Origin of the sequence: Streptomyces roseicoloratus (assembly GCF_004117935.1) — a bacterium.
GTDB classification, from domain to species: domain Bacteria; phylum Actinomycetota; class Actinomycetes; order Streptomycetales; family Streptomycetaceae; genus Streptomyces; species Streptomyces roseicoloratus.
Genome location: NZ_SDOY01000103.1, coordinates 55,158 through 63,027, shown reverse-complemented (window position 1 = coordinate 63,027; position 7,870 = coordinate 55,158). Strand labels below are relative to the sequence as shown.

At 72.1% G+C, this 7,870-nt stretch carries 5 protein-coding genes; 3 read left to right on the top strand and 2 right to left on the bottom strand.

The genetic code is table 11. From position 1 onward, the window contains the following. The first annotated feature begins 219 nt into the window (after nt 1-219). Nucleotides 220-1,416, top strand: coding sequence for an IS110 family RNA-guided transposase (locus tag ESG85_RS11710; protein ID WP_128978222.1), 1,197 nt, complete (start codon nt 220-222; stop codon nt 1,414-1,416). Between the two features lie 119 nt (nt 1,417-1,535). On the opposite strand, the gene ESG85_RS11705 is transcribed toward ESG85_RS11710, so the two are convergent. Next, on the bottom strand, nt 1,536-2,459 hold the full coding sequence (locus ESG85_RS11705) for an ROK family protein (protein WP_128978220.1): 924 nt from the start codon (nt 2,457-2,459) through the stop codon (nt 1,536-1,538). Further along, on the bottom strand, nt 2,456-3,334 hold the full coding sequence (locus ESG85_RS11700) for an SIS domain-containing protein (protein ID WP_128978219.1): 879 nt from the start codon (nt 3,332-3,334) through the stop codon (nt 2,456-2,458). Before ESG85_RS11700 ends, ESG85_RS11705 begins: the two co-directional genes overlap by 4 nt. Before the next feature lie 181 nt (nt 3,335-3,515). Between ESG85_RS11700 and ESG85_RS11695 the strand changes: the two genes are divergently transcribed. Both ESG85_RS11695 and ESG85_RS36580 read left to right on the top strand, forming a co-directional pair. Beyond that, nucleotides 3,516-4,301 (top strand): DeoR/GlpR family DNA-binding transcription regulator, encoded by a 786-nt coding sequence (locus ESG85_RS11695; RefSeq protein ID WP_128978217.1) that lies wholly within the window; start codon nt 3,516-3,518, stop codon nt 4,299-4,301. Nucleotides 4,302-4,606: 305 nt separating this feature from the next. Then, nucleotides 4,607-7,732: a TIM-barrel domain-containing protein gene (locus ESG85_RS36580; RefSeq protein ID WP_281288022.1), complete on the top strand. Its 3,126-nt coding sequence runs from the start codon at nt 4,607-4,609 to the stop codon at nt 7,730-7,732. Nucleotides 7,733-7,870 lie beyond the last annotated feature (138 nt).

Below are 7,870 nucleotides of genomic sequence, written 5' to 3'. Positions count from 1 at the left end.
GTCCTACCTTCTTCTTGGGTTGATCGGTCATTCGTAAGATCGATGGCCCAGGGGCTCTGGGTATGGCTGGCATGTGGCCGCCGTTGGATGGCTCAGGAGACTTGGCCGCCCGGAGTCCCGCGACGACTCGACCGCTAATTGGGAGACGCGACGCGATCGCTGTGTAGGACAACGTCGGCGAGGTCGTCTGCTGGGTTCACGCGCGACGAGTTGGTGGAGGTGGCTGTGCCCGAGATCTGGGCCGGAGTGGACATCGGCAAGGAACATCACCACTGCGTGGTGATCGACGCCCAGGGCAAGCGGCTTCTGTCGCGACGGGTCTTGAACGACGAGATCGAGCTGCTCCAGCTCACTGCCGACGTCCTGGAGCTGTCGCGCGACGTGCTGTGGGCAGTGGACATCAACCACGGCGGAGCCGCGCTCCTGCTCGGCCTGCTGGTCAGCCATGACCAGCACATCACCTACATCACCGGACTGGCCGTCCATCGTGCCTCGGCCGGCTACCGGAGCCAGGCCAAGACCGACGCGAAGGACGCCTTCGTCATCGCCGACCAGGCCCGCATGCGCACCGACCTCGGGGTCCTGCGGCCCGGCGACGAGATATCCGTCGACCTGCGCACCCTGGTCAACCGCCGCACCGATCTGGTCTGCGACCGGACCCGGCAAATCAACCGTCTCCGCGCTCAACTCCTTGAGATTTTCCCCGCGTTGGAGCGTGCCCTGGATCTGACCAGGAAGGGGCCGGTCGTGCTGCTGACCGGCTACCAGACCCCGGCCGCCATCCGCCGCGCCGGAACCTCGCGCATCACCACCTGGCTGAGGAACCGCAAGGTCTACGGCAGTGCGGCCTTGGCCCGGACCGTCGTGGAGGCGGCCGAGGCCCAGTTCACCGCGCTGCCCGGCGAGAAGCTCGCGGCCACCATGGTGGCCCGCCTGGCGAAGGGGGTGATGGCCCTCGATGAGGAGATCGCTGAAGTAGAAGCCCTGATCGAGGCCCGGTTTCGCGAGCACCCGAGCGCCAAGGTGATAGAGAGCCTGCCCGGCATGGGCACCATGCTGAGCGCGGAGTTCCTCGCCGCCACCGGCGGTGACATGGAGGCCTTCGGCACCGCGGACCGCCTGGCCGGCTACGCCGGCCTCGCACCCGTCCCCCGCGATTCCGGACGCGTCAGCGGCAACCTCCACCGCCCGCGCCGCTACCACCGCGGCCTGCTCCGTGCCTTCTACCTCTCCGCCTTCGCCAGCCTGCGGACCTGCCCTGCCTCGAAACGGTTCTACGAGCGCAAACGCGCCGAAGGCAAGGGGCACAAACAGGCGCTGCTGGCACTCGCCCGTCGCCGGACCAACGTCCTGTGGGCCATGATCCGCGACGGAGCGTGCTACCAAGCCACACCACCAGTCACAGCAGTGGCTTGACAACGTCATTGGGAAGTCTCCTGGGGTACGGGTCAGGGGTGCGGCGTCCACGGGGCGCGGGCCCGGCCGGTCGGTGTCACGGGCCGGGCGGCGGGCGACGACGGGGGCGACGACGGGGGTCACGACGGCACCAGCTCCGGGCGGACCAGGAGGTCCCGGGCGAGGAACGCCGCGCCCAGACAGCCGGCCCGGTCCCCGAGGCTCGCTCCCACGACCTGGGGCAGGGCCTGGAAGGTGAGGCGTTCGGCGAGCGCGGCGCGCAACGGCACGAGGCAGGCCTCGCCGGCCCGGGAGAGGCCGCCGCCGATGACGACGCGCTCGGGGTCGTAGAGGGTGATCGCGGTGGACAGCGCGTCGGCGAGCGCCTCCATCGCCTCGGACCAGACGGACGCGGCCACCTCGTCCCCGGCCCGGGCGCGGGACTGGACGTCGCGGGCGGTGGCGCCGTGGCGGTGGGTGGCGCGGACGTAGCGGCGGGAGATGGCGGAGGCGGAGGCCACGGTCTCCAGGCAGCCCCGCGCGCCGCACCGGCAGCGTTCCCCGCCGGGCCGCACCACGACGTGCCCGAGTTCCCCGGCCCGGCCGTGACCGCCGGTCAGCGCGCGGGCGCGGCCCTCGGCGAAGACGGCGGCGGCGATGCCGGTGCCGACGGGGACGAACAGGAAGTCGGCGCAGTTCTGTCCGGCGCCCGCCCGGGCCTCGGCGAGGCCGCCGGCCCGGACGTCGTGGCCGACCGCGACGGGCAGGCCGAGGTGTTCGGCCAGCCAGTCCCGGAGGGGTACGTCGCGCCAGCCGAGGGTGGCGGCGAACACGGACACGCCGTCGTCCTCGTCCACGACGCCGGGGATGACGACGCCGGCGGCCTCGGCGCCGGGGCAGCGCGCGGCCAGTTCGGCGGCGCAGTCGAGCACGGTCTCCAGGACGTCGTCCGGGCCGCGGTCCGCCCGCGTGTACCAGCGGTCGGCGTGGCTAAGCGTGCCGTCCTCGGCGAGGACGCCGCCCTTGATGAAGGTGCCGCCGACGTCCAGGGCGATGACGCTCATGAGCCGGGAAGGACGACGGAGCGGGTGAGGTTGCGGGGCCGGTCCGGGTCGAGGCCGCGGCGCTCGGCGAGGGCGACCGCGAGGCGCTGGGCGCGGACCAGATCGGCGAGCGGGTCGTCCGTGGAGACGGAGGCGTGGGCGCCGGTCGCCCGCACCTCGTCGAGCAGGCCGGCCGGAGGCGCGCCGAAGAACCAGACGGTGCGCCCGGGTGCCGCGATGCTGACGGGGCCGTGACGGTACTCCATGGCCGGATAGGACTCCGTCCAGGAGAGCGAGGCCTCACGGAGCTTGAGCGCGGCCTCGTGGGCGAGGCCGACGGTCCAGCCGGTGCCGAGGAAGGTGAACTGCTCGGAGGTGACGGCCCTTTCGGGTAGCGGGGCGAGCAGGGCGCGCTCGGCCTGCTCCGGCAGGTCCTCGGGGACGAGGCCGAGGCCGGCGCGCAGCAGCACGAGGACGGTGGTGGCGAACCGGGTCTGCACGACGGAGCGTTCGTCGGCGTACGAGAGGTCGACGACGACGTCCGCGGCGTCGCGGACGGGGGTGTCGAGGTCGCCGGTGAGCGCGACGGTGGGGGTGCCGTCGGTCCTCAGGAGGCGCAGCGCGTCGAGCACCTCGGTGGTGGTGCCGGAGCGGGTGATCGCGAGGACGCGGTCGTAGCGGCGGGCCGGCGGGTAGGCGGATGCGGCGAAGGCGTCGGTCTCGCCGAGGCCGGCGGCCTCGCGCAGCTCCGCGTAGGCCTGGGCCATGTGGAGCGAGGTGCCGCAGCCGATGACGGCGACGCGTTCGCCGTGCTCGGGCAGCCCGGTGGGACCGGTCTCGAGCGCACGGCGCCAGCAGGCGGGCTGACCGGCGATTTCCGCTTCGACATGGCTCACGGGCACTCCCGGGTGGTTCACGGCCGGCTTGCACACCGACTGATGATTGAAGATGGAGTTTTTATAGGCTCTCTGCGCATGACTGCGCAAGACCGCGCACATGCTCACGGTGCGTCCCCGCGCCGGCGGGATACGCTCGGCACCCGAAGCACGCGGGTCGAAACGAGCGAGGAGAACGGCGATGGGCACGCACGAGCGGTGGACGCGGCTCCTCGACGCCCTGAGCGAGCGGGGCAGCATCGAGGTGGGCGAGGCGGCCGAACTGCTCGACGTCTCCCCCGCCACCGTCCGCCGGGACCTGGAGGAACTGGCGCGCCAGCAGCTGCTGACCCGGACCCGGGGCGGCGCGGTGCTCAGCGGCGTCACGTACGACCTGCCGCTGCGCTACAAGACCGCCCGCAAGGCCGACGAGAAGCAGCGCATCGCCCGCGCCGCCGCCGCGCTCGTCCCGCCGGGCGCGGTCGTCGGACTGAACGGCGGCACGACGACCTCGGAGGTGGCCCGTGAGCTGGCCACCCGCCCGGACCTCGCCGAGCACACGGCCGGGACGGCGCTGACGATCGTCACCAACGCCGTGAACATCGCCAACGAGCTGGCCGTCCGGCCGTACGTGAAGACCGTGGTGACCGGCGGCGTCGCCCGCCCCCAGTCGTACGAGCTGACCGGCCCGCTGGCCACCGCCGTCCTGCAGGGCCTGTCTTTGGACTACGCGATCCTCGGCGTCAACGCCGTCGACCCGGGCTTCGGCGCCTCCACCCACGACGAGGGCGAGGCGAGCGCCAACCGGGCCATGGCCGAGCGCGCCGACCGGGTGATCGTGGTCGCCGACTCCACCAAGCTGGGCCGGCGGGCCTTCGCCCGGGTCTGCACGATCGCCGAGATCGACGTCCTCGTCACCGACCACGAGGCGCCGGACGAGTTCGTGGAGCAGCTCACCGGCCGCGGCATCGACGTCCACTGCGTGTAGGTCCGCTCCCTCCGCCCCCGATCACGCTGGTCATCCGGCATGCCGACGGCGTGCCGGACCGTCGGCATGCCCCGAGGCAGGCCCGAGACGTGCGCAGGGATGCGCGTTTCTGATTGAAACAAGGTGTGCATGAGCACTTGACGTCATTCCATGGGACTGTCGAGCATGGCGCGTCAGCACGTGTTGTCGGCGGCGCCGCGGACGGCGGTGGCCGCATGGCCCGAAAGGCGGCTGTGATGCACCAGAGCTCCGTACGTCTCCTACGCCCGTGGGGAGGGGGAGGCAGGGTCCGTGGCGGGCGACCGGTGATCCTCGGCCTGGCCGCTGCCCTCGTACTGGCCGTCCTCTCGGTGGTCGCCCCCGCCTCCCCCGCCGCGGCGGCGAGCGCCGGCAACATCACCGGCGTCAGCCAGTCCGGGAACACCGTCACGATCAGCACGTCGACGTCGGCGAAGGCCAGGGTGGTGATCGCCCGTCAGGACATCTTCCGGATCTGGCTCTCGCCGAACGGCACCTTCACCGACGACCCGGCGGGCAAGGCCCTGGCCGTCGACACCGACTTCGGTCCGGTGTCCACGAGCGTCACCGACGCCGGCCCGTACTACCGCATCAGCACGCCGGCCCTGAACATCCGCGTCGAGAAGTCCCCGCTGCGCTTCTCCGTGTACCGCGCCGACAACAGCACGCTCGTCTGGGCCGAGTCGCAGCCGCTGTCGTGGACGGGCTCGCAGACCAGCCAGTACCTGACGCAGGGTGCCGACGAGCAGTTCTACGGCACGGGCCTGCGGCTCGGCGAGTGGGCACTGCGCGGCAGGACCGTCCCGGTGGCGGTCCAGAACACGTGGAAGGAGAACAGCAACGCGAGCCCGGCGCCGTTCTACATGTCCACCAACGGCTACGGCGTCATGCGCAACACCTGGGCGCCCGGCAGCTACTCCTTCGGCGCGCCCGGCACCTTCACCCACGACGAGAGCCGGTTCGACGCCTGGTACTTCGTCGGCGACTCGCTGAAGGGCGTGCTCGACGCGTACACCGACGTCAGCGGCAAGCCGTTCCTGGCCCCGATGTGGGGCTTCGAGCTCGGCAACGCCGACTGCTGGAACGCCTCCAACCCGGACTACCGCGGTGACCACGACCGCCTCCGGCACCAGACCACGAAGGACGTCCTCGGCTACGCGGCCGACGCCCGCGCCGCCGACATGCCGTCCGGCTGGTTCCTGCCCAACGACGGCTACGGCTGCGGCTACACCGATCTGAAGGCCACGGTCGACGGCCTGAAGGCGAAGGGCTTCCAGACCGGTCTGTGGACGTCGACCGGCCTCGCGGACATCGGCACCGAGGTCGGCACCGCAGGCACCCGGGGCGTGAAGACCGACGTCGCCTGGATCGGCTCCGGCTACAAGTACGCCTTCGACGGCGTCCAGCAGGCCGTGGACGGCATCGAGAAGAACTCGGACGCCCGCCGCTACGTGTGGACCGTCGACGGCTGGGCCGGCACCCAGCGCAACGCCGTCGTGTGGACCGGCGACACCCCGGGCACCTGGGACGCCATGCGCTGGCACGTCCCGGCCATCGCGGGCGCGGGCCTGTCCGGCTTCAACTACGCCTCCGGCGACGTCGACGGCATCTTCCAGGGCAGCCCCAAGACCTACGCCCGCGACCTGCAGTGGAAGGCGCTCACGCCCGCCTTCATGACGATGTCCGGCTGGGGCGCCACCCACCCGGAGGCCGGCTACCAGGACAAGCAGCCCTGGCGGTTCTCCGAGCCGTACCTCTCCGTCAACCGCAAGTACCTCAAGCTGAAGATGCGGCTGATGCCGTACCTGTACTCGGCGAGCCACGTCGCCGCCGAGACCGGCACGCCGACCGTCCGCGCCATGGTCCTGGAGTACCCGGACGACCCGGTCGCGCGCGGCAACCAGACCAGCGGCCAGTTCATGTCCGGCGACTCGCTCCTGGTGGCACCGGTCGTGACGGACACGACCACCCGCGACGGCATCTACCTGCCGGCCGGCACCTGGACCGACTACTGGACGGGCAGGACCTACGCCGGCCCGGGCTGGCTCAACGGCTACCACGCCCCGCTCGACACCCTGCCCCTGTTCGTCAGGGGCGGCGGCATCGTGCCGATGTGGCCGCAGATGAACCACACCGGCGAGAAGCCCGTCTCCACCCTCACCTACGACGTCTATCCGCGGGGCTCCTCGACGTACACGCTCTACGAGGACGACGGCCTCACCCGCCAGTACCGGAACGGCGCCTACGCCACGCAGAAGGTCGACGTCACCGCCCCGGCCTCCGGCACCGGCGACGTACGCCTCGCCGTCGGCGCGAGCACCGGCACGTACGCCGGGAAGCCCGCCTCGCGCGGCTACGAGTTCACCGTCCACGCGGCCGCCGCCCCCTCGGCCGTCACGGCCGACGGCTCCGCCCTGCCCGCCCTGACCTCCAGGAGCGCGTACGACTCCGCGACCACCGGCTGGTACTTCGACGGCGCCGACCGCTCCGGCACCCTCTGGATCAAGACCGGCAGCAAGTCGGGGGCCTTCACGGTCACCGCGAGCGGCCTGACGCTGCTGCCGGCCACGGCGGTGCCGGCCTCCGGCACGCCGATCCCGAAGGCGGGCTGGACGGTCCCGTACGCCGACAGCCAGGAGACCTCGGCCGAGAACGGGGCCGCCGCGAACGCCGTCGACGGCAGCTCCTCGACCCTGTGGCACACCGCCTACTCCGGCGGCAAGACCGCCGCGCTCCCGCACGAGATCCGGATCGACCTCGGCGCACGCCACGACGTCGACGGCGTCTCCTACCTGCCGCGCCAGGACGGCGGGGTCAACGGACGGATCGGCTCGTACGAGATCTACGTCTCCGACTCGACGGCGGACTGGGGCAGCCCGGTCGCTACCGGCACCTGGGCGGACACCGCCGCGGAGAAGAAGGCCGCGTTCGCCCCGAAGACCGGCCGCTACCTGCGGCTGAAGGCCCTGTCCGAAGCGGGGAACCGGGGCCCGTGGACCAGTGCCGCGGAGATCTCGGCGACCGGCCGGGCGACACCGCTCCCGACGGACGCCACCCTGGTCAACGCGGCTTCCGGAACCTGCGTCGACCTGCCGTACGGCGCCACGACCGCCGGCACCGAACCCACCCTGTACACCTGCCACGGCGGCACCAACCAGCGCTGGACCTTCACCGCCGCCGGCACCCTCACCGGCAAGGACGGCGTCTGCCTCGACGGCTCGAGCAGCCGCGTGGCCGTCCGGCCCTGCGACGGCTCGGCCGGCCAGAAGTGGCAGCTCGGTCCCGACGCGGCGATCACCAGCGGCGGCCGCTGCCTGGCGCCGGTCGGGTCGGGCACCGCCAACGGCACGAAACTGACCCTCGCCACCTGCTCCGCCTCCTCCACGGCCCAGCGCTGGACGCCCACGCCGTGACCGCTCTCCCCTGACCCCTCTCCCCCACCCCCCACCGGTGCCTCCGGCCCTCGCGACGCGTCGGCCGGAGGCACCACCGAGAACCTGTGTTACGGTTGACGTGTTGCAGTTGTGGTACCCATGAACCTATGTGCGCCT